General features: G+C 53.5%; 14 protein-coding genes. 5 read left to right on the forward strand and 9 right to left on the reverse strand.

Going from position 1 to position 23,485, the window contains the following annotated elements:
- The first annotated feature begins 26 nt into the window (after window positions 1-26).
- Window positions 27-5,972 (forward strand): DUF5801 domain-containing protein, encoded by a 5,946-nt coding sequence (locus OEL83_20090; GenBank protein ID MDK9709345.1) that lies wholly within the window; start codon window positions 27-29, stop codon window positions 5,970-5,972.
- Between the two features lie 150 nt (window positions 5,973-6,122).
- Here OEL83_20090 and OEL83_20095 read toward each other — a convergent pair whose 3' ends face one another.
- The 6 genes from OEL83_20095 to OEL83_20120 form a co-directional block, all read right to left on the reverse strand.
- On the reverse strand, window positions 6,123-6,758 hold the full coding sequence (locus OEL83_20095) for a response regulator transcription factor (protein MDK9709346.1): 636 nt from the start codon (window positions 6,756-6,758) through the stop codon (window positions 6,123-6,125).
- Between the two features lie 5 nt (window positions 6,759-6,763).
- Window positions 6,764-8,227 (reverse strand): HlyD family type I secretion periplasmic adaptor subunit, encoded by a 1,464-nt coding sequence (locus OEL83_20100; protein MDK9709347.1) that lies wholly within the window; start codon window positions 8,225-8,227, stop codon window positions 6,764-6,766.
- A 45-nt stretch (window positions 8,228-8,272) separates the two neighbouring features.
- Entirely contained in the window at window positions 8,273-10,450 is a 2,178-nt protein-coding gene (locus OEL83_20105) for a type I secretion system permease/ATPase (GenBank protein MDK9709348.1), read from the reverse strand.
- Window positions 10,451-10,635: 185 nt separating this feature from the next.
- A complete protein-coding gene (locus OEL83_20110) occupies window positions 10,636-12,600 on the reverse strand; it encodes an EAL domain-containing protein (protein ID MDK9709349.1) in 1,965 nt (654 codons plus the stop codon).
- Window positions 12,601-12,615: 15 nt separating this feature from the next.
- A complete protein-coding gene (locus tag OEL83_20115; GenBank protein ID MDK9709350.1) occupies window positions 12,616-13,470 on the reverse strand; it encodes a transglutaminase-like cysteine peptidase in 855 nt (284 codons plus the stop codon).
- An 82-nt stretch (window positions 13,471-13,552) separates the two neighbouring features.
- A complete protein-coding gene (locus tag OEL83_20120) occupies window positions 13,553-14,953 on the reverse strand; it encodes a TolC family outer membrane protein (protein ID MDK9709351.1) in 1,401 nt (466 codons plus the stop codon).
- 729 nt (window positions 14,954-15,682) lie between these two features.
- Between OEL83_20120 and OEL83_20125 the strand changes: the two genes are divergently transcribed.
- Window positions 15,683-16,171 carry a sel1 repeat family protein gene (locus OEL83_20125; protein ID MDK9709352.1) on the forward strand — a complete coding sequence of 163 codons (489 nt, stop codon included), beginning with the start codon at window positions 15,683-15,685 and terminating at the stop codon, window positions 16,169-16,171.
- Between the two features lie 142 nt (window positions 16,172-16,313).
- On the opposite strand, the gene OEL83_20130 is transcribed toward OEL83_20125, so the two are convergent.
- Window positions 16,314-16,511: a heavy-metal-associated domain-containing protein gene (locus OEL83_20130; protein ID MDK9709353.1), complete on the reverse strand. Its 198-nt coding sequence runs from the start codon at window positions 16,509-16,511 to the stop codon at window positions 16,314-16,316.
- A 261-nt stretch (window positions 16,512-16,772) separates the two neighbouring features.
- Window positions 16,773-17,423 carry a methyltransferase domain-containing protein gene (locus OEL83_20135; GenBank protein ID MDK9709354.1) on the reverse strand — a complete coding sequence of 217 codons (651 nt, stop codon included), beginning with the start codon at window positions 17,421-17,423 and terminating at the stop codon, window positions 16,773-16,775.
- Between the two features lie 382 nt (window positions 17,424-17,805).
- Here OEL83_20135 and OEL83_20140 point away from each other — a divergent pair, with 382 nt between their 5' ends.
- A complete protein-coding gene (locus OEL83_20140; protein MDK9709355.1) occupies window positions 17,806-20,079 on the forward strand; it encodes a heavy metal translocating P-type ATPase in 2,274 nt (757 codons plus the stop codon).
- 27 nt (window positions 20,080-20,106) lie between these two features.
- Here the strand turns inward: OEL83_20140 and OEL83_20145 are convergent, their stop codons facing one another.
- A complete protein-coding gene (locus tag OEL83_20145) occupies window positions 20,107-20,247 on the reverse strand; it encodes a hypothetical protein (protein MDK9709356.1) in 141 nt (46 codons plus the stop codon).
- Window positions 20,248-20,937: 690 nt separating this feature from the next.
- Between OEL83_20145 and OEL83_20150 the strand changes: the two genes are divergently transcribed.
- Entirely contained in the window at window positions 20,938-22,959 is a 2,022-nt protein-coding gene (locus tag OEL83_20150) for a CoB--CoM heterodisulfide reductase iron-sulfur subunit A family protein (protein ID MDK9709357.1), read from the forward strand.
- A 1-nt stretch (window position 22,960) separates the two neighbouring features.
- A complete protein-coding gene (locus OEL83_20155) occupies window positions 22,961-23,473 on the forward strand; it encodes a 4Fe-4S dicluster domain-containing protein (protein MDK9709358.1) in 513 nt (170 codons plus the stop codon).
- Window positions 23,474-23,485 lie beyond the last annotated feature (12 nt).

The raw sequence follows: 23,485 nt of genomic DNA on the forward strand, positions 1-23,485 counted from the left end.
GGTACTTCAAACAGGACGGCAAACTGGTGGCCCGTGCCGGCAACGGCGGCGATGATGCCGGGACGGTGGTCTTCACCTTTGGGGTGAACAGTGCCAGCGGTATTGCGACCTTCAACCTCGACGATCAATTGGATCATGATGGTTTGGGCGACGAGGAGACGCTGTCGATCGGCGATCTGGGCAGCTATGTCGAGGCAACGATCACCGACACCGACGGCGATACCGACAGCGTGACCTTTGATGGCAAGATCGGCATCACGGTCGAGAACGACGTACCGATCATCAGTCTTGGCGAAGGCCGGGCGACTGGTGCGGTGCAGGAAGACGCCCTTGGTAACGAGCTGGTTGATGGTGCTACTGACGATACCGACAGTTCGCTTGGCAACTTCGAGAATGCCGGGGATACCGATACGGCGACCATGAACCTTGCCAACCTGCTGGACAGCCCGTTGGACGGTGCGGACGAGCCTGCCGATGTGACCTATGATATTACCGGAATCGGCGTTGATGGCGTCAAGTCCGATTACACCTCGAACGGTGCTGAGGTCTGGTACTTCAAACAGGACGGCAAACTGGTGGCCCGTGCCGGCAACGGCGGCGATGATGCCGGGACGGTGGTCTTCACCTTTGGGGTGAACAGTGCCAGCGGTATTGCGACCTTCAACCTCGACGATCAGCTGGATCATGATGGTTTGGGCGACGAGGAGACGCTGTCGATCGGCGATCTGGGCAGCTATGTTGAGGCAACGATCACCGACACCGACGGCGATACCGACAGCGTGACCTTTGATGGCAAGATCGGCATCACGGTCGAGAACGACGTACCGATCATCAGTCTTGGCGAAGGCCGGGCGACCGGTGCGGTACAGGAAGACGCGCTTGGCAACGAGCTGGTTGATGGTGCTACTGACGATACCGACAGTTCGCTTGGCAACTTCGAGAATGCCGGGGATACTGATACGGCGACCATGAACCTTGCCAACCTGCTGGACAGCCCGCTGGACGGTGCGGACGAGCCTGCCGATGTGACCTATGATATTACCGGAATCGGCGTTGATGGCGTCAAGTCCGATTACACCTCGAACGGTGCTGAGGTCTGGTACTTCAAACAGGACGGCAAACTGGTGGCCCGTGCCGGCAACGGCGGCGATGATGCCGGGACGGTGGTCTTCACCTTTGGGGTGAACAGTGCCAGCGGTATTGCGACCTTCAACCTCGACGATCAATTGGATCATGATGGTTTGGGCGACGAGGAGACGCTGTCGATCGGCGATCTGGGCAGCTATGTCGAGGCAACGATCACCGACACCGACGGCGATACCGACAGCGTGACCTTTGATGGCAAGATCGGCATCACGGTCGAGAACGACGTACCGATCATCAGTCTTGGCGAAGGCCGGGCGACTGGTGCGGTGCAGGAAGACGCCCTTGGTAACGAGCTGGTTGATGGTGCTACTGACGATACCGACAGTTCGCTTGGCAACTTCGAGAATGCCGGGGATACCGATACGGCGACCATGAACCTTGCCAACCTGCTGGACAGCCCGTTGGACGGTGCGGACGAGCCTGCCGATGTGACCTATGATATTACCGGAATCGGCGTTGATGGCGTCAAGTCCGATTACACCTCGAACGGTGCTGAGGTCTGGTACTTCAAACAGGACGGCAAACTGGTGGCCCGTGCCGGCAACGGCGGCGATGATGCCGGGACGGTGGTCTTCACCTTTGGGGTGAACAGTGCCAGCGGTATTGCGACCTTCAACCTCGACGATCAGCTGGATCATGATGGTTTGGGCGACGAGGAGACGCTGTCGATCGGCGATCTGGGCAGCTATGTTGAGGCAACGATCACCGACACCGACGGCGATACCGACAGCGTGACCTTTGATGGCAAGATCGGCATCACGGTCGAGAACGACGTACCGATCATCAGTCTTGGCGAAGGCCGGGCGACTGGTGCGGTGCAGGAAGACGCCCTTGGTAACGAGCTGGTTGATGGTGCTACTGACGATACCGACAGTTCGCTTGGCAACTTCGAGAATGCCGGGGATACCGATACGGCGACCATGAACCTTGCCAACCTGCTGGACAGCCCGTTGGACGGTGCGGACGAGCCTGCCGATGTGACCTATGATATTACCGGAATCGGCGTTGATGGCGTCAAGTCCGATTACACCTCGAACGGTGCTGAGGTCTGGTACTTCAAACAGGACGGCAAACTGGTGGCCCGTGCCGGCAACGGCGGCGATGATGCCGGGACGGTGGTCTTCACCTTTGGGGTGAACAGTGCCAGCGGTATTGCGACCTTCAACCTCGACGATCAATTGGATCATGATGGTTTGGGCGACGAAGAGACGCTGTCGATCGGCGATCTGGGCAGCTATGTTGAGGCAACGATCACCGACACCGATGGCGATACCGACAGCGTGTCCTTTGATGGCAAGATTGGCATCACGGTCGAGAACGACGTACCTGTAGCGGTTCTCCAACCTGCAGCGATCATCGGCTCGGTCCTTGAGGATGGCCTCAGCGATGCCAGTGGCGATGCCGGCGATATGTCCGAGGGCATCCGTGAAAGCGGTGAGTCGTTGACCTCCGATGAGGATTCCGGTTCGTCGGATCCGCTGGATGCCTCCAACCTGTCAAATCTCTTCGTCAGTGGAGCGGATGAGCCAATTACCTCTTATGGTATCACCACCGATCCAAGCGCCCTGGCGACGCTTGACGCCCTGTATTCACACGGCGAAAAGATCAGCTATTCGGTTTCTCAGGGCGTCTCTGCCGATACCTTGACGGGGACCAGCACGAGCGGCACGGTATTTACCCTGACCGTAAACCACGACGGATCCTGGGCCTTCGATCTCGATGACCAGCTGGATCACGTCGATAACGACCTCAACGATGAGAACAAGGAACTTCGCACAGGTGACGACGGCCTTGGCAATCCAACGAGCAGTGCCAGTGCCATCGACTTCTCTGCGGTTATCACGGCAACCGACGCCGACGGCGATACGACAGTCGGTGCGGCACCCGGGTCCTTCAAGGTTGAGGTCGAGGATGATATTCCCGAGGCGGCGAGTACTACCCAGATCCCCGGCAATATGAACCTGGTACTGATCCTCGACAACTCGGGCAGCATGTATAGTGAGAGTGTTTCCTTTGGTGGCGGCACTGTAACCCGTGCCGCCGCCCTGGAGGCCTCGGTGGTTGCCCTCCTTACCAGTCTGGCAGGCAGCGCCGACGGTTCGACATACCGGGTGCATCTTGTTGAATACAACACCGATTCGGCCTCGCTTGGCACCTATACCATCACCGGCGGCAACCTCGCCTCGGCGAATGCGGCGATTGCTGCAATCCAAGGCATGGCTCAGCCAGGCGGCGACGATGTGTACACCAACTACGAGGCGGGCTATCAGCAGGCATTGCAGTGGATTAACAGTGGTGGCGCGCTGACCGAGGCCGATGTTACCGGTTCCCTGGTCAATGAGGTGGTGTTTATCTCCGATGGTGATCCAAACCGCTGGAACGATCCGGATATGGGACAGCCGGGCGGACCGGATGCTGATGGCTCGGGCGGTGGTTCCAGCGATTTCGCCCTCGAACAGGTCACCGGTTCCGACGGCTCCAATGAGATCACGGCGATAGGCGCCTGGGCGGACAATGTCAGGGCCATCGGTATCAATGTAAGTGGTGATCAGGATGATCGTCTCGATACTCTCGACCTGACTTCGGATGCCTTCAATATCACCTCCGGGGATCAACTCTTGGCGATTCTCCCCGAGCTGATTAAAGTGCCTCTGCCGATCATCTCGGCAACGGTTGAGGAGGATGATCTCACAGTCGACGGCGATGCCCTGACTGATCCCGACAACAGCACCGGTATCAACGAGGATGGATCGACTAACGCCGATGAAACTGCTGGTTCTACAGTCTCGACCGATGCCACCAACCTCGCCAACCTCTTTGTCTCCGGGGCGGACGAGGAACTCAGCTACGGTATGTCGACGAACGTCTCCGGACTGCCTAACCTGTACTCCAATGGCGTGGCCCTGGCCTACAACGTTGTCGGCAATACCTTGACTGGCTCGGCTGGTGGTAACACCATCTTCACTTTCACAGTCAATGCCGACGGCTCATGGAGCTTTGATCTTGACGGCCAGCTCGATCATGTTGCCGGCGATGGGGAGAATTTTGACCTGCTCTCCGGTAATGGCACGGACAAGGTCGAAGGGATCGATCTCAGCACGGTCATTGTTGCCGTCGATGCCGACGGTGACGAGGTGCAGGCCAATGCCGGCTCCTTCGTAATGAGTGTCCAAGATGACGTGCCGGATATCGGTACGCCACAAGATAGTCTGCTGGCCATTCAACAGGGTAACAGCCTGACGGCAAGTCTCGATATCGAAGGTTCGGGTGCCGATGATCCGCACAGCATCTCCCTTGGTCTGACCGAAGGGGCTTTGGTGCAAACCATCGGTGGCGCGACTATGACCAGCGGCGGCAAGACCTTGTTCTGGCATGCAAATGATGCCGAAGGCACCAGCTGGTCGGCGGTCACCCACACCAGTGGCGGGGCGCCTCTCGCTACCTCGTTTACCGTCAGTGTCGATGAAGCCTCCGGGACTTATACGGTGGAGCAGAGCGGTATTCTTGATGGTGCCAGTTCCACCAAGATCATCACCTTCGACGCCAATGGGGCGATGGGAGGCGGCAATACCTATGAGGCTGTATTCGGCGCGGGTGGCACAGAAGTCGAGAATGGCGATATAACTACCTACAGCAATTCGGTATTTATCTGGGCGAAGGCCTCCACCGACCTGGTAAGCCCCTTTGGTTGGAATGGGGTGACGGATACCTGGGTTGACGACACTACCACCGTCAACTACTCGTCCTCCGGTATCGGAGTCGGTGACGGGGCGATGATCGACGGTACGACGTTTGCCGGATCACGCAATTCGGAAATCCTGTCGCTGAAATTCTTCTCCGAGCTTGAGGTCGATTACGGCGGCTCGAACCAAGAGGATGTCAGAGTCAACGAGGGGAACTCGCAGGTCCTCAACCTGACCGGTGTCAAGCTGGTACTTGACCATCTTGGTCACGATGAAACGGCATACTACACCCTGTGGAATGACGGTGTCCAGGTCAGTCAGACCTATTCTATCACCGGTCTGGATAATGGAACTGGCTCATCGGCGGACAATAAGGACGATCTGTTGACGATCACCAATAGCCAGCTCAACGCAGGGGAGACCGTTTTCGATGAGGTCCGTCTCGAATCTGGCACCGGCGGATCCAATGCCTATCGGGTGCAGTCGGCCGAAGTGACCATCTTCCAGCCCGGGGTTGATGAAACCATCAATATTCCAGTCCTGGTCGAGGACGCCGATGGTGATGTGGTCACCGACAGCTTCAGTGTCACCTTCGACGGACAGGGCAACCTCGATGCAACTGTTGCCGATGCGGCCGACGGCGATGATTCGGTGAACGGCATGGTGATTGTCGGCAGCAGCGGCGACAATACCATCATCGGCACCGACTATGACGACACCATCGATGGCAAGGGCGGCAACGACAATATCACTGGTGGAGCCGGAGATGACAATATCGAAGGCGGAGCAGGCAGCGACATCCTCGTTGGCAATATCGGCGATGACAATCTCTACGGTGATGCCGGTAACGACATACTCTCCGGCGGCGACGGCAACGATCAGCTCATCGGCGGTACGGGTACCGACAATCTGAGTGGTGGTGCGAACGACGACACGCTGGTAGGCGACAATGTCAACTTCAGCACACCGGGCGACCCGGTTGTCGTCGAGGACGCTGCCCCCGATGTCATCAGCGGCGGCAGTGGGTCGGATGTGGCGGGCAATCAGTCCGGTACTCCGGCTAATACTGACACCATAACGACAACGGAGTCAATAGTACTGGATATCGACACCCTGGTTCCACCACCGGAGGATACCGTCTGATAGTGTGTTGCTCAGGTAATGGCCTGTATTGAAGGCTGAGGATCTTTGCGGAGGTTTTCTGCAGAGATCCTCAGCTGAACCTTAAAAAAGAAAGCCGGTCAGGAAAACCTGACCGGCTGTTTTTTTGTTTATGGATACGTTCCTTGATTACTATCCTTTACGCATCAGCAGTGCCAGGCTGAGCCGGCCTTTTGTCTGGGTTTTGGTATAGATGGAGCTGAGATGCGCCTTAACGGTCCGCTCGCTGATGTCCATTCGCTGGGCGATCTCGCTGTTCTGCAGGCCTTCGGTCACCAGACCGGCAATCTCATATTCGCGGTTTGACAGGTTGGCAAGAGCGGCAGGGGCCTGCTGGACATCCGGCTCCTTGACATCATGTCCACCTGCACCTGCTGCAAGCCCTTTGATCAAATATTGCATGAGCGAATTCCCAACCCAGACCAAGCCCGACTCAACCGCCTCGATTGCGCTATTGAGACGCGCCGGTGCAATGTAGGTATTGGCATAGCCGACGCAGCCAAGCTGTAAGCATGACAGCCCCTCGCCGTCGTCCGGCCGGTCGGAAAGGGCAAAGATCTTGCAGCCACCTTTTTGGGCACAAAGCTCTTGCAGTCCGCCGGTAGAAATTGCCCCCAGATGCACCAGGAGGGTTTCTATTGGTAAACGTTTCATAAGAACAAAAAGCTCTTTTGCGGTCGATGCCTGGTAAACCTGCCATTGATCCTTCAGGGCCGAAAACCATTTCTCCCGGACACTGCTGTTTTCACTATAGATAAGAATCGCCATATGTTTTACCTCTCACGTAGCGCCATTTCCCTTGCTCGAAGAATCGGTTTAAGCAAATAGGACAGGATAGTTTTTTTACCGGTTATTATGTCTACAGAGGCCTGCATCCCTGGGATAATGGGAAGTCGCCCCTGTTTGCTCTCAAGAAAATTTTTCTTGGTACGAACCCGTACCAGGTAGTAGCTGTTGCCCTTTTCATCGGTCATTGAATCGGCACTGATCATTTCCAGTTCTGCCTCAAGGCCGCCGTAAATGGTGAAATCATAGGCGGTAAACTTGACAATGGCCCTTTGCTTCGGGCTGAGAAAAGCAATATCCGAAGGTTTTATCTGTGTTTCCACTAACAAAGAATCCTCAAGCGGCACGATGGCTACGAGGTTCATGCCGGGCTGGACCACCCCACCAACAGTATTCACCAGAATCTGTTTGATGGTGCCGTGCACAGGAGAACGTACCGACGTCCTGTCGAGGCGGTCCGCCAAGGCGGTGGCTGAAGCAGTAAGGCCTTCAAGTTCCATTTCTACGTCATTTAGTTCCTTTTTGGCGGTGTTGGCAAAATTTAATTTTTCTTCGGTGATGACCTTCTGTGCTTCGCTGATTTTTGATTTCACCCGTGGAATCGAAAGTCGTATTCCGGAAATTTCACCTTGTTTGGTGGATGCCTCCCGTTCCAGCCGGAGTATCTCAACCTGCGAGACGGCGCCCTGGGCAACCAGCGGCTTGGTTAGGTCGATTTCTCTCTTCAGGAGTTGATAGGTTCGCTCCAGCTCCCGTGATTTTTCTTCCAGTTCCGCCAGTTCCTGCTTGCGCTGAATCGACTGTTCCTCAAGAATGGCAATGGTTGTCGCAAGCTTTTTCTGTCTGGCGACAAAGAGCTGCTGCTCGCGGTGGGCTACCTCCGAGCGTTCTTTCGCAACCGCTTCCGGCATTGCCTCGGCGTTTTTCCAGATACTGAATCGCCTTTCGAGGACCTTGACGTTGTTCACCATCTCGTCCGGCATGACCATCTCTTTGCCTTCGGTTTCTGCCCTGAGGCGCGCCGCCCTGGCGAGAAGCGACAGATATTTCGATTTGGATTCCTGGTAGGGTGCGGAAAAACGGGTTTGATCAAGGCGCATCAGCAGCTGGCCCTTCTTGACGATGTCCCCCTCATGGACAAAGGTTTCTTCGAGAATTCCCCCTTCCAGGTTTTGCACCATCTGCAGTTGGCTGGAGGGAATGACCTTGCCGTTACCCCGGGTAATCTCATCTATCTCAGAAATATACATCCAGTAAACCAGCAGGGCCATGAGCACCAGGGTCATCCAAACGATGAGCTGGCCGCCCCGCGGCGACTGCACGAGTATCGTCGTTCGGATATCCTTGACCATGTCCAGCTCGGCTTTTTGCCGAGAGTTGTGGATTTGCGAGGAGGTATCCCGTTGCTCTTTGCTGTTTGGTATTGGTAGATTCTTTCCTTTTGTAAACACACGTACACCTATATGTTTCGTGATTAGTTCACGTTATTTCTTTGCTTACACACTAATTTGTCCGTTTTTCAGGGCCTCAAGGATGTCCTTCTTCGGTCCATCGGCACGGACAACACCCTTGTCGAGTAAAATAATCCGGTTGACCATTGACAGGAGGGAGGCGCGGTGGGTGATGAGCACCAGTGTCTTACCAGCCATGATCTGGGTAAGTCTCGTTCTTAAAAAGGATTCGGTTTTGGCATCCATCGAGCTGCTCGGCTCATCGAGGATGAGAATTTGCGGGTCGAGGAGCAGGGCCCTGGCCATGGCGACGATCTGCCTCTGGCCGCCGGAAAGCAGACGGCCTTGTTCACCGACCGGCATGTCGAAGCCGAGGGGATGGTTTTTAACGATCTCCATCAAGCCGGATAATTCGGCGGCGCGGAGGATATCGCCATCTCGTGCGAAATCGCAGCCGAGGACGATGTTGTCGCGGACGGTACCGCGAAACAGGGTGACATCCTGTGGAACGCAACCGATAAAGCGGCGGAGCTCGGAGGGATCTATCTGATGGATATCGGTGCCATCGATGCCGACCATGCCGCTGTTTGGTTCATACAGTCCAAGGAGGAGCTTGCCAAGGGTGGTCTTGCCGGAACCGATCGACCCGATGATTCCCACCTTCTCGGCCTGGCCGATTTTCAGGGAAATATCCTTCAGGGCGTTGAAATTTTGTCCCGGATAGGAAAAGCACATATCCTTGAATTCAATCTCTCCTTTCAGTCCGGCCCGGTGGAGAAAGGTTTTATTGAGGGGCCGTTCGATGGGCATGGCCATGACCTCGTTCAGGGTGTCCATCGACGTTCTCGCCTGGTGGTATCGTGTCGCCAAACCGACAACCTGAGCCATGGGGGCAATGACCTGCCGGGTCAGCATGACAACGGCGATCAAGCCGCCCTGGGACATTCCGCCGTTGGCAATTATGTAGACTCCGGCAATTACCACAGCTACCACGGTGATACTCTGTACAAAACTGGCGAGATGGCTGGCCGAAGAGGACAGGAAGCGCGACCGGGCGCCCCAGGTGGAGATGTGGCCAACCGCCTCCTCCCAGGTCGTTTGTACCTTGCTCTCTGCTCCGAGCATTTTCAGGGTTTCAAGACCATTCAAGCCCTCTACGAGAACGGCATTTTTTCTCGCCGAGGCGTGGTAGGTTTCTTCAACAGATTTGCGCAGCGGTATCTGGATGAAGAGGGAATAGACAAGGATGATGACTACCGCTGAAATATGGATAACGACCGTTGCTCCCGACAGATACCAGATCGCCACCAGGCCGAGGATCAGGAAGGGTAGATCGACAATACCGGTAATCGACAGCGAGGTGATGAAATCGCGTATATTATCGAATTGCTGGATCTTATTGGCAAAAGACCCGATTGAGTCAGGGCGGGAGGCCATTTTCAGACCGAGGACCTTCTCGAAGATTATCGATGAGACTTCAAGACTGGCTTTTTTCCCCGCCTCATCGATAAAATATCCCCGTAAACCGCGCATGATGGTCGAGAAAAGGTAGATAACCCCGATACCTATGGCAAGTACCCAGAGGGTTTCGAAGGCATTATTGGGAATGACCCGGTCATAGACATTGAGGATGAAGAAAGGGGTGGTCAGTCCGAAGACATTGATCAGAAAAGAGGCCAGCAGCACATCACGATAGATTCGCCAGGAGGAGAAAAGGGTGCTCCAGAACCAGTGGCGGCGAGAGCCCGCCATATCCGAGACGCTTTGTTTTTCGGGCTGAAATTCCGGAGAAACAAAGATGGCATATCTGACATACTGCGACTCCAGTTCTTCCAGCGGCACGGTGCTTTCCCCGCCACCTGTCTCCGGCAGGAGAACGGTGGCGGTTTTGGCTTTGGCATCAATGCGCAGCAACACTGCCGCCTTATTTTCTTTGAGGAGGAGGATGCACGGCAGTTCGAGATTGGTGATTTTTGTAAGCGGCCGCTGAAGGGTTCTGCATGAGAGGCCGGCGCGCTGTGCCGCTCTCGCTGTGAGTTTTACCGTCAGACGATTATCAACAAGCGGCAGACCTGCCCGCAGGGTCGTCCTTGAAACCGACCGGCCATGCAGTTTTGCCATGATTGCCAGGCAATCGGTCAAGGGATCGTCAATGACATCACTGTCGGAGCTGAGGCGCCAGTTTGCCGGGGGAGGTGTCGTTGGGCTTAGTATCGCTTTCATATGTCGTTATTTCAAAAATCCTCTTCGGGCGAGAGGTGCCGGAATCGTCAGGTCGAGAATTTTATAAGTATTTGCGGTATCAATATCGGGTCATCTTGGCAGTTTCCCAAGATGCGATGGAACTGAGGCAACTGCGGCCTTCCTTCCCCCCGTGTCATTTTTTCCTTGTTCAAGTGTTGATTGAATTATATGGCTAATTGACTCGGTTTGTCGATGAAGTAACCTTGAATTCCATCAATATTTAAATCTTTTAGTATTTGATACTGTTTTTCTTCTTCAACGCCTTCGGCAATAACCAGGATGTCCAGGCTATGGGCGACGCTGGTGAGGGAGCCGATAAAGAACTGACTGTTGCTGTCCGCTGTTTTCAGCTCATCGGTGAAGGCGCGGTCGATTTTTACGTATTTGGGTTGCAGAGACTTTAAATAGCCGAAATTGGCGAAACTTTGGCCGAAATGATCAAGTCCGATAAAGTGGCCGAGGGCCTTTACCTCCTTGGTGAAATCCTGGAGCAGGGCTAGTTCCTGGGTGGCATTGAATTCAGCAAATTCAAAGATAATCTGCGGGGCTCCAGGAGGCCGGCTTTTCAAACTGCCGTAGATCCAGGTTATAAAGGATGTATCGCGCAGAGAGGAGGTTGAGATATTTACCGCCACTTCATTGCCGCGAATATCTTTGGCCTGAAGCTGCAGGGCCTTCTCAAGGATTATCCTGTCGATGGCCGCAATGCGCTGCAGGCGTTCCGCCAAGGGAATGAAGACACCGGCACTGAGGATCTGCCCTCCTTCCAGGGTGATGCGGGCAAAAAGTTCAAGGTGCAGTGGTTGATGTCGATCTCTGGCCTGGACTGTCGTCTGGCCAAAGACGGCGATATCTTTATCGGCAAGGATGCGGTCGAGAATTGCCAGCCACGCCTGTTCACCCCGCGGAATACCCGTGGTTTCAGCGGCAAGTGGCTCCACTATCCAGCTGTTGGGGCCCTGGTCTTTGGCGGCACTGACTATCCGATCGGCCGTTGAAAGCAGTTCCCCAAGGCCCGTTGCCTGTTGATAATGCACACCACCAAGATGGCAAAGATTACTCGGATAGCCGACATCCTCGACCGCCAGACCGCCAACCCCTTTAGTTATTTCTCCGGCAATGTGGCCGGCCTCTTCCCCGGTGGTATTCGGCAGAAAGATTGCGAAGCTGCCGCCGGAAATACGGGCGAGAGCGGCATTCGGCAGATGGCCGGTGGCGGTGCGGATGCAGGCGGCAATCCTCTGCAAGAGCAGGTCGCTGTACTGGTAGCCTTTGCTTTGGTTGAGTTCAAGGAGGTTATTCACCTGTAGCAAAAGAAAGGCACCGCGTACCGTCGCCGCGTCGGCCTGTTCCATCCCGGCCGTCACCTGTCCTTCCAGATACCGTCTATTGCCAAGGCCGGTGAGGGTATCGCTGTAGGAGCTCTTCCGCAGATTGTCGGCAATCTGGGCCTGTTCGTCGAACATCTCCTTGATTTTCCTGGTCATGCTGTTCATGGCAACAACCACTCGCCGCAACTCGCGGGTTCTCGGTAATTTGGTTTGAAACCGGTATTGTCTTTTACAGAGGTCTTCGGCCTGGAGCTCGACCTGCCGGAGAGGCCGCAGCAGGAGCCTGAGGCCGAGGGCGCCGGAGGCGAGCACCAGGGCGGCGATGATACCGAAGACCTTGGTCATATCGACGGCGGTTTGCCAAAGGGTTTTATAGGCATAGCCGGGGTGGCTTTCGACATGAAGATGCCCAAACTGCTGCCATCCGGAGGTGATGAGGGTTTCGGCCTCGGGTGTCGCCAGGGGGATGGCCTTGATAAACCAGGCGGGGACCTCACTGATGACAACTTCCTGTTTCCGCTCGACGAGGGTCTTTCCCTCAAGGTCTCTGAGGAAGATCTTCCGGTAATAGCCCCGATCAAAGACGGCATTCAACATGGTGTCGACGGTAGCCATATCATTGTCGCTGATGTGGGGTAGGATCGATAAACCGAGGGATGTCGCTGTGTCCTGAGCGTGCGATTCGAGCTGATCCTGGAGAAAGGTCCGCGTGCTCTGCAGTTTGATAAACAGCGAAGAGGCAAACAATATGCAAAAGAGTGCGGATGTGAATATGAGCATTTGTCGGTAAAGTGTCATACATTCAACCTCACGTTATTGAGTAACGTCTCCAATCCCAGCCGGCATCCGGGCCAACAGGTCGTTCCATAATTTCAGCCTGTCGCTTTTGCCAACCAGATTGCCGCGGCCCCTTTCTTTCGCCAGCCAGAGCCCCGAACCATTAAAGCTGTATACCGGCAGGAGGTCGGTTCTTTTCGTTGCCGGCAGAATGGTGCCGACGATATTATCAAGCACCAGGGGGACGGCATTGGGGGTTTCGTAATAGGTGATGACCATGTGGGCCTGGTTGAGTTTCCAGGCCTTGACATAGGTAATATTCATTTTGCCTTCAGCGACGCCGAGCATCTTCAAGGTGAAGTATTTGGCCACGGCAAAATCTTCACAATCGCCGCCGTCGCTTGCCAGAAATTCAATGGGTGTTGCCCAGTAATCAACTTGTTGCCAGTGGATGACATCACTGACAAAATTGATGGTATTGAAAAATTTGTTTACTTTTTCGAGCTTTTGCAAATCGGTGCCGCCGCTGTTGTCACGGACAAACTGCTGCCAGGCGAGAAGTCGCTGGCGGGCCTCAACCCCATACTTTTTCTCTGCCGCGGCAATGACTGATTGATCAAGGGTAAAAGGTCCCTTGGCAAAAATAATGAGGGCGGTAAGGAAAAAAAATACAAGAAACAGCAAGGTTCGGACGAGCCGGCCAGGTGCCGTCACGTTAATAGCCGACCGAACTCGCAGCGCAAGATGCTGGGGGACTCCCGGGTTGGCATATGAGAAAAAAAGAGTGTTGAAGGTGTCAGGATGTGTTCTTCTGAGATGATTGAGAAATGCCAGCGGCCGGTTATCGCCCATAAAAAAGCCGGAATACAATGAAAGACCTTTTCGCCACATTAATCGGTTCCTCATTGTTTTCCGGAAAATCTACCTAATGACAAGGGCGGTGAAGGGTATCAACGCCCTTGTCAGTTTGCTATCAGCTTGCTGAAAGATAGCTGTCACGATTTTCAAAGGTGCGAATCTCTGAACTGACCTTTACCTTCGAGTCTTTTTGTTCCTTGTCTTGATCTTTTTCTTCATCTTCAACCTGGCTCTCTTTCGGCCATTGGAGATCGAAGGACTTGACCAGCATACCTAGGCCGTTGAGGATGCGATAACTGGCGTACAATCCAGTGTAGCTTGCTTCAACGAGCGATTGCTTGGCATCGATAACCTCGGCTTCGGTATCAAGAACATCAAGGAGTGTGCGCTTGCCAAGGTTGAATTGTTTGGTGTAGGAGGCAGCTGTTTCGGCTGTAGAGGCAACACGCTGTTCGAGGAACTTGATCCGCTCTTGAGCTGCCTGGTAGGCCATCCAGGAAAGTCGCATGGACTCAACCACTTGCCTGTTGGTATTGTTACGAATCTCCCGTGCTTCACTAATGAGATGGGCGGTTTCCGCTCTGCGGGCCTCATCCCTGAATCCATGGAAGAGGTTGTAGCGCAGCCGAACCATCGCTATCAGGGAGGCGTCTTTACCATCGGTATCCAGATCTTCTGTCCAGTTTTGATCAACTTCGATATCAACAATCGGGAAATATGGGGCTTTGGCGACATCGTATTGCTGCTGCCTGGCTACCAGATCTGCAGTTGCTGATTTAAGTGTTGGGTGCTGCTTGACGGCGGCCTCTTCCGCGTCTTTCAGCGAGGCGGGGAGGAATTTGTCCACGGGCCCCGGCTTTTGCAGGTCAGTGGGTAAATGACCAACTATTGAGAGATAGTTACTGTGTGCGTCAATCAGGTTGGTCCTGGTGGCAATGACGTTGGCTTGCGCCAGGGAAACACGGCCGGCAACCTGATCGCTGTCGGCCTTGCTGGCGACTCCGGAGTCGCTGCGCATTTTAATCTGATCAGCAATACGCATATGGGTATCAAGGTTTTCTTCGGAGAGGCGAAGCAGCTCCTGCCGCCTCAAGACATTGAGATAGACCTCCGATGTCCTCAAAGCGGAATTTTCAGAAGTTCCTTGAAGGCGATAAGCTGCTGAACGAACACGAGATTTCTGGCGATCAACCTCGTTTAAAGTGGATAAACCGGCAAATACATTTTGCCGAAGGCTGAGGGTGTATTGTTGTGGATACAAGGTGTCGTCGAGGGGTTCCTGAACATCCTGGTAGCCAATTCCGGCTGAGGCTTCAAGTGTCGGGAAATACCCTGATTTGGCCTGGCGTACCTCTTGATCCCGGCCGAGTCTGTTGTATGCCACGCTTCGTACCTCGGGATTGGACTGAAGCATGCCGTTGATCGCCTCTTGGAGTGTCTCTGCCTGAATACTCGTTCCTGTAAAAAGAAGTGTTCCCCCAATGAGTGTTGTACTGAGTAGTTTGCGTATATGCATATTTTTCTCCTACCAGTTGAGTTGAAATACTTTACACAATTTCGTGAAGATGAATTTATTTCGGTCTTCAATCTTGCCTGGTGGTGTATGGAGTCGACGCCCGGATCATTGCCTTTAGGTGGGATACAATCCAAAGCAGATGTACTGAACCAGGCTATTGGCGGATCTTTCAGTTCATCTGTTTTTACTAATAAACACCATACTTTTGTTGGCAAGAGCTGCATAGCAACCAGTGGAAGTGGTTTCCGACGGTTGCATTAAGGAATTTTGTCACCGAACTTATCGAATGTCAAAAAAATGTTGAAAAAGCCTGGCGTTAATGACGGAGTGTCGCTGGCGAATGATATGAAATTAAAACCTAATCTTAACGGCAAGTTATCTGAGTATTAGCAAATCAACCAGTGGCTGTATTTCTCAAAGATCTGAAAACGGAAAAAATTATGTATTCATTTCAGTCCGATGTCACATGTTCGTTTATAATGACCGGCAGGGTGGAAAGTCGGGAAAAGGATCGGTCGACTAAAAACAGGATAATATCCCTATTTTTCAATTAAAGTCTTGAATGTTTTGACCGATGCGCTATATACGAGCGTTATTTGCAATGGTTCTTCGCGATATCCGAATGTTAGCGGATATCGCAGCACCGGTTTCTTTCGAAAAATATTTACAGGGTTTTGACGGATGAAGGCTTTATGTCGAGTATCTCCGCGGTTTTGTACGATATTTTTATTGTTTTTTCTTTTTTTGGCTGTTCTGCCTGTTTCTTCTGTTTTCGCCAATAATCCGGAAGATCTTTTTGCCCGTGCCGAGGCTGGGGATTTTAATGCCCAATGCTTCATCGGTCATATGTATCTCAGCGGTAAAGGATTGGAACAAGACTTTGAGAAAGCCAGATTTTGGTATGAAAGGGTCAGGGATCAGCAAGGTGCGGATGCCAAGATTGTCGCCCATGCAAACCTGGTGTTAGGGGTGTTGTACAATTCCGGGAAGGGTGGCAAACAGTGCTCTCGAACTGCTCTGCAATGTTTTGAAAATGCCGCGGAACAAGGATATACCGACGCTCATATAAACATCGGTCTTATATATGCGAAGGGTCTTGGTGTCCCAAAGGATTTACGGAAGGCCCTGTATTGGTGGCAGCTGGCTGAAGAAAAAGGTCATCCCTCAGCCGCTAAATACGTATTTGAATTGAAAAAGAAGCTGGCATTGGCCGGTTGATATTTTCGATCTTGCCGTTAGCTAATCTGTTTGGTCCAACCTTTTAATTTCTTTAAGATTGTGCCAATGATCCTTGTTGGTTCATTGGTGATTAATCTGTCCGCCGCAAGTTCAACCGGCCTGTAAACTACCCACCAGCGTGCTACTCCCCCGGTTCAAAACCGATTTTGCTGATTGCGGCACGAAGCTGCTGACGATCTGCGCCGTTATTGATAAAAGTCGCCTGTCCTGCCTCAAGGTTTACCACGACCTGTGAAAGGCCGGGAATCTTTTCCAATGCTTTTTGTACCGCACCAACGCAATGCTGGCAGCTCATGCCTTTAATTTTCAGGGTTTCCATACAGTTTTTCCTTTCACGGCAAAGCCGGATAAGTCCTCCGGTGCGAGTTGTTTTAAAAGTGAATTGTTGATTGCGCCAAGGTAATCAATGTATCCTCAGGAATAAAGAGGACGCTTAGTTTTAAGGTTTCTTTGCTTTAAAATGAGCTCCTATGGTGTACTCCGAGGTCCGAACCGGAGTCTTCCCCAGCTCGGCAATTTCTGCAAAACCTGCCTGCTGCATCAAAGAAACCAGATCCCCGACGGGGATCGCACCGCCTATTCACTGGGACCAAGAGGCAGCCCCGGCTGCCAAATGCGGAGGCAGTTCCTTTTCGAGGATGATATCGGCGAATTGCAGTCGTCCTCCCGGCTTTAGTATCCGGAAAATCTCTACGAAGAGCCTTGGTTTGTTGGGGACGAGATTGATGACCGCATTCGACACCACAACATCGAAGAAGTTGTCCGGAAAGGGCAGCTCTTCCGATTCAAGCTCCATGACATCGCAGCTAACTGCCTGAAGTGTTACGAGGTTGGCCCTTGCCCGTTCGGCCATTTCTCTGGACAATTCAAGTCCTACGACACGACCATTTGCGCCGGCCAAATGAGATGCCAGGAATACATCGAAACCGGCTCCGCAACCAAAATCAAGGACATGGTTTCCTTGGCTAATCGGCTCAATGGCCAGAGGATTGCCAACCCCACAGAAGGCGTTGAGTATCGGCTCGGGAATTGTTTCCAGGAGCTCCTTTGGATAGCCAAGCTGGGCAGCGCCTTCCTTGCCAACCGCATATTTAAAATATCCGGCGGCGGAAGTTGATACAGCAGCGTATTTTCGTTGAATGGCCTCTCGTATCTCCTGGAGTTCAGAGATGGTAAAGGCCCCGGGTTGAAGTTGATCTATTTTCCTAGTCGTGGAGAGGGTTGTCTGCAACTGGCGTCCGCCAGTATCATCTTTTGGTGGTCAGCCACCGGTTTTGAGACTGCATGCATCTGGCTGCAACATGAACTGACTCCTGGAAGTAGTTGAATGGGTGCTTCTAAGTAGTATGGGCATATTATAGTGAGTCTATCGACTCAATGCCAATAGTGTCGGGAAAATATCTGGTTTCGTTTTTTGTAAAGGAATGTTTAGAGCCAGGTATCCATCCCTATCGAGGTGAATACCTGGCTGATTTGCTTTTTAAGGCCGGCGTGCTTACCCTGCGGAGAGAAGACGTGAGTGCTTTTGCCCCAGAGGCAGGAAAAAATGCCCTTTGTTTGCACAATATGAAAGCATTTTGCAAGATAGTTGAACATTAAAGGCAGCATACATTATGGCAGCACAAACCTATGTGGCGAGAATTCAAGGCATGCATTGTGCCGCCTGTTCCACACGTGTCGAGAAGGTCGTTGGCGGTTTGGCAGGGGTAACAGGCTGTTCAGTCAATCTGGCGACCGAAAGGGCCAAAATCGACTACGATCCAACCGCAATAGGTATTGCCGAGATAGATGAGACAATTGGTGATCTCGGCTTCACGGCGATAGCTGCCGCTGTCGAGCCCGACTACCAGCAAGGACAGGAGGAAACCGCGGCAAGGCTTGCTGCGATGCGCCGGAGTTTACTGCCCGCCTTTGTCCTGGCCCTTGGAATTATGGGGCTATCAATGGCCCATATGCTTGGCATTCACCTGCCGCATTTTATCGATTCACAACAGGCCCCTTTTATCCATACCCTTACCCAATTCCTGCTTGTTTTGCCCGTCCTGTATCTTGGCAGGAATTTTTATATGAGTGGTATTCCCGCTTTATTACGGGCGGCACCGAATATGGACTCCCTGATTGCCATCGGTACCGGTGCAGCCTTTATTTATTCGACCTGGAATCTCGTCGAGATCGGTCTTGGCAGTGATTCCGGAGGGCGCGTCCATGACCTTTATTTTGAGTCGGCGGCCATGCTCATCGCCCTGGTGTCGCTCGGCAAATATCTTGAGGCCGGCTCGAAGGCAAAGACCACCGATGCCATCAGAAAACTCCTGCAGCTTGCGCCCGACACTGTCACCCTGATTGATGAGAAAGGGCAACGGCAGGTTGCGGTCGCTGACATTCGTGTGGCCGATCGAATTATCATTCGGCCGGGTGAGCGGATTGCGGTTGACGGCGCCGTGATTTCTGGGGAGTCGGCGGTTGATGAGTCGATGCTTACCGGCGAAAGCATGCCGGTCAGGAAAGGCCCGGGCGATATTGTGTATGGTGGAACGCTTAATAAAAATGGGTCGTTGACCATGACAGCCGGCAAGGTCGGCCGCGACACCATGCTGGCGAAAATTGTCCGGATGGTCCAGGATGCCCAAGGAACCAAGGCGCCGATTGCCAACCTGGCCGATAGGATCAGTCTCTATTTTGTCCCTGTCGTCATCTTTATCGCAATGCTTGCAGGGATAGCCTGGTATTCGGCCGGCGGGGCGGATTTTAGTTTCTCCCTGCGTATTTTCATCGCTGTCCTGGTTATTGCCTGCCCGTGCGCCATGGGGCTGGCCACTCCCACGTCGATCATGGTCGGCACCGGCCGCGGGGCCCAGCTGGGCGTCCTGGTGAAGACCGGTGAAGTTCTTGAGCTTGCCGAGAAGATAGACTGTGTGGTTTTTGACAAGACTGGCACCTTGACCGCCGGCAGGCCGGAGTTGACCGAGTGTATCACTCTTGGCGGATATGAGGAGAAACTCCTTGTCAGTCTCGCCGCCGCCGCGGAGAGCCGATCGGAGCACATTCTCTCCGAGGCAATTCTCCGCGCCGCGGCCACCAAGGACTGTCCTGTGCCGCAGCCGGAATCTTTTACGGCCATTCCCGGCCGGGGTATTGAGGCGGTGGTTGTCGCGGGCGGTACCCGTTATGAGGTGCTGCTCGGCAACCGGGAGCTTTTCCTGGAGAAAGAAATCGAAGGGCTGACAGAGAGCATTGACAGGGAGGTCGATGTGCGGTCGGCGCAGGGTAAGACCGTCCTTTTTCTTGCTGTTGATAACCAGATTGCGGCGCTTCTCACCATTGCCGATCCTCTGAAACCAGAGGCAGCTGATACCATCCAGCGCCTCCAGGGGATGGGCATTGAAGTGGTGATGCTGACCGGCGATAATGAGAAAACTGCCCGGGCGGTAGCTGGACAGGCGGGGATCAGCCGGATTGTGGCTGGAGTTATGCCTGACATGAAAGAGCAGGAAGTCATCAGGTTGCAGCAAGAGGGAAAACTTGTTGCCATGGTTGGCGACGGCATAAATGATGCTCCCGCCCTGGCCCGGGCGGATGTTGGTATGGCCATGGGTACCGGTATAGATGTTGCTGTCGAATCTGCGGACATCGTCCTCATGACCGGCAACCTTCTGGGCGTTTGCCGGGCCATTGGACTCAGCCGGGCGACGCTTGCCAATATTCGCCAGAATCTTTTCTGGGCCTTTGCCTATAATGTCGTGGGAATTCCGGTGGCAGCAGGGGTCTTAACCGTATTTGGCGGGCCATCCCTCAGCCCGATGATCGGCGGAGCGGCGATGGCCCTCAGTTCCGTGTCGGTTGTCTCTAATGCCCTGCGGCTCAGATGGTATAAGCCGGAGGTATGAAAAAACCCTCCGCCTCTGGTGCGGGTATCAGAAGTTCTTTTTGATGCCCCATTTCATCATGTTGAATTCGAGGCATATCTTCAAGACATCGATGATCCATTGTCCCCAGACACGGTCTGACTGTTCGGCTTTGTGAGGCTGGCTTTGCTGTTTGTCTTCATTTTTCATAGAGATGTCCTTTTGGGAGCAGTATTTTTCTTCTTCGCTTCGATGTTTTGGATAATGTACCAAAAAATAGCGGTATCTTCATTTTATCTATCAGAAGCAGCTGGTTTTGAAAAGCGGTAAAAGTATTTGCTTGACACAATCCGGAGGTCGTGGCCCAGGGTGAGTAAACCTTTGCTAGGGCCAACATCAGCTGATGGGATCAGGCCCGTGGCAAACCTCTTTCACTTTCCCTCTCATTGTAACCTGCCGATGCAAGGCCGGAGTAGTGTAACCGGCTGGTAAAGATCACTCCTTCTGTCATATCCCTTGATTGAAAATCCTCAAGTATCACAAAGTAGTAGGGCCTGAGGGCTGTGGTATCACATTGTGTGAAATGTGCATAATGTGCAAGCCAATTTTTTTCAGTTTAGGCAAGACTTTGGTCAGTGGATAAAATCCGGACATGCGATTATTTTAATAAAACTAATTATAACAGACTTATATAGTCTATTGGTGTTACTGAAAGAAAGAATAAGGCATGGCTGGCAAAGGGTGAAAATTTGATGATTGTTTAGATTTAGTCGATAAAAAGCCATTTGACAAAAGGTGAAAAATATAATTCATGCACATTGTGACTAGTTTGAACAACACTGCATGTTCATTTGCAGTCGCTTGCGAGATTATTGTTAATTAAAGTCAACGGAGGTAAGAATGGCAAAAGTTGGAGTGTATGTCTGTCACTGCGGTTCCAATATCGGCGGCGTTGTCGATGTTGAGGCGGTTCGCCAGCATGCGGAGTCCCTGCCGGATGTCGTCGTTTCCCGGCAGAACCTGTTTATGTGCTCAGACCCAGGTCAGGAAATAATTCGTCAAGACATCAATAACGGTGTTATCGATAAGGTAGTTGTTGCCGCTTGCACACCACGAACCCACGAGCCGATTTTCCGGAAGGTCTTGGAAGGCGAGGGTTTGAACAAGTATCTCTTTGAGATGGCCAACATTCGCGACCAGGACAGCTGGGTGCATGCCAACGATAAGGACGGAGCCACCGCCAAGGCCAAGCAGATCGTCGCCTCAGCCGTCGCCAAGGCGAGAAACCTCCAGCCCCTCGAGGATAAATATGTCGATGTCACCAAGGCCGCTCTCGTTATCGGTGGCGGTGTCGCGGGCATTTTTGCGGCTCTTGATCTCGCCAATATGGGCAATAAGGTCTATCTGGTGGAAAAAGAGCCGTCGATCGGCGGGGTCATGGCCCAGCTCGACAAGACTTTCCCGACCAACGACTGTTCCGCCTGTATTCTCACCCCGGTCATGGTTGACGCCGGTACCCATCCCAACATCGAGCTGCTGACCTACTCAGAGATCGAGGCGGTCGAGGGCTATATCGGCAACTTCGATGTGAAGATCAGAAGGAAGCAGGCCTATGTAGATTGGGAGAAGTGCACTGGTTGCGGCGACTGCGCCGAGGCCTGCCCGGTCCGCACCCCGAACGAATTCAACGCTGGACTCGACAACCGCAGTGCCGCCTATATCCATTTTCCCCAGGCAGTGCCGAAAAAAGCGGTCATCGATATGGCCAACTGCGTCAACTGCGGTGGCCGGACCATCGGCTGCGAGCCGAAGATCAGCAAAAAGACCGGCAAGCCAATCCTCGCTCCCTGCGAACGCGCCTGCCCTGCAGCGGCCATCGATCGCTCCAAGCCGGCGGATCCGAATGGCCAGATCCTCGACGTCAAGGTCGGCGCCATCGTTGTCGCCACCGGCTACAAGGTCATGGACAAGAGCAACTTCAAGAACCTCGCCCCGGATTCACCAAACGTTCTCACCGCCCTGCAGCTTGAGCGGCTGATCTCCGCCACCGGCCCGACCGGCGGCCAGTTCCTCCGCCCCAGCGACATGAAGAAGCCGCACACCATCTCCTTCCTGTCCTGTGTCGGCTCACGCGACGAGCGCCATCATACCCACTGTTCGCGGGTGTGCTGCATGTACATGATCAAACAGGCAAAACTTCTCAAGGAGAAATATCCGAGTCTTGAGATCTACATGCATTTCATGGATGTCAGGACCCCGGGCAAGGACTTCGACGAGTATTATACCGGCGCCATCGATATGGGTATCCACATTATACGCGGCCGCGTCGGCGGCATCGATATGATGCCCGGCGACAAACTGCGTGTCATGGGCTATGACGCCGATCTGGCGGCAAATATCGAGGTCGAGGCCGACCTGGTGGTGCTCGCCACCGCCATCGAGCTGCAGGATGATGTCAAACCGTTTGCCCAGAAACTCAGCCTGACCCTTGACGGTTCCGGCTTCTTCAAGGAGCTGCATCCGAAACTGAAACCGGTCGAGACCCCTGTGGAAGGGGTATTTCTTGCCGGCTGCTGTCAGGGACCAAAGGATATTCCGGATACCGTCGCCCAGGCCAAGGGCGCCGCTGCCGCCGCCGCGGTACCGCTTGCGCAAGGAAGGGTAAGAATCAACCCAACCATTTCCGAGATCGACATGGAAAAATGCAGCGGCTGTGGTATCTGCGCTCCGCTCTGTCCATACGGCGCGATCAACATGGTTACCACGGATCCTACCCATCCTCGGGCCCGAATTGAGATGACCCAGTGCAAGGGCTGCGGTGTTTGTACCACCGCCTGTCCGTCCAGTGCCATCATGCTGCACGGATATACAGAGGAACAGATCATGGCGCAAATTTCCGCATTAACCGCAGTGGAGGCATAACATGGCAGCTATCAATCTCACCAAGATGGACCAGGAAATTGTCCAGAAAATCATCGACCATGGTGGCAAAGGTATCACCAAGTGCATCCAGTGTAATGCCTGTGCCTCGGTCTGTCCTGTGGCTAAGGCCGGGTTTCCGCTGTATGGCCGGCTACTTTTTAGAAAAATCCAGACCGGACACTTTGAAGAGATCATCGAAGATTCCTCCAGCTGGGCCTGTCAAGCCTGTAACCGCTGTACGGAGATCTGTCCACGAGACGCGAAACCCTTCGAGATGGTTTTTGCCTTCCGGCGGATTCAGGCCAATGAACTGGCTATCTCCACCTCCGCCTTTACCCCGCTGATGAATCTGCACGCCACCGGTCATGCGGTGTACTCGGAGGCATCAAAGGAGTTGCGAAAGAAGGTGGGGCTCCCGGAAGTGCCGGTAACCTCTATTGCCAATGAAAAAGCCCAGGAAGAGATCCGGACCCTGCTGGATAACAGTCCGATGGCCGAGCTCGGTATATTTTAAGGAGAACAACTC

Source organism: Desulforhopalus sp., assembly GCA_030247675.1.
Classification (GTDB): Bacteria; Desulfobacterota; Desulfobulbia; order Desulfobulbales; family Desulfocapsaceae; genus Desulforhopalus_A.